The sequence below is a fragment of the Arthrobacter sp. B1805 genome, from assembly GCF_002929745.1.
Classification (GTDB): domain Bacteria; phylum Actinomycetota; class Actinomycetes; order Actinomycetales; family Micrococcaceae; genus Arthrobacter_D.
Window position 1 is genome coordinate 1 of record NZ_PJIQ01000069.1, and the last position, 595, is coordinate 595.

General features: G+C 68.7%; 1 protein-coding gene. It reads right to left on the reverse strand.

Annotated elements, in window-relative coordinates:
• A partial coding sequence (locus CXQ96_RS17920; RefSeq protein ID WP_104119378.1) for a CHRD domain-containing protein occupies nt 1-557 on the reverse strand: 557 nt, incomplete at its 3' end.
• Between the last annotated feature and the right edge of the window lie 38 nt (nt 558-595).

Sequence of the window (595 nt, forward strand, 5' to 3'; positions counted from 1 at the left end):
AGGACACCGCACAGGGCGGGCGAGGTTGCGCCGAGGGGCAGGGAGGGCTCGAGGTCGCTCGGCGCGCTGAAGGCTTCAGGGGTGCCGGTGGCCGTGGCGGGGTCCAGGCCGTGGACGACGACGACGGCGGTGCCGGCGGCGAGGGCTTCCTGGGTGGCCTGGTCAAGGGTGATCTCGCGGTCGATGGTGTAGCTGCCACCCTGGCCACCGAGCTGGAGGTTGAGGCCCTCAGCCGGGGTGGTCGCACCTGAGGTGGTCAAGGTGGTGAGAATTCCACCGTAGGCAGGCGCACCGTCGGTGGTGCTGAGGATGCCGTCGCCATTCTGGTCCTCAGCGGGGGTGGGGCACATGCCCTTGGCGCCGCCGTGGATGTGCTGGACGTGGGGGTACGGTGCGTCCATGAAGGTCTGGGCGAGGCCGTTGACCTGCAGGTTGAGCATTGCCTTGTCACCCTTGACGTCCAGAGTGATGGTGCCGGTGCCGGTGGTGCCGTTGAGCTGGCCCAGGGTCGAGGAGTAGGTACCGTCATGGCCTGCCATAGCGGGGGAGCCTGCCATAGCAACGGCGCTGATGGCGAGGGCGGGTACTGCGAGGA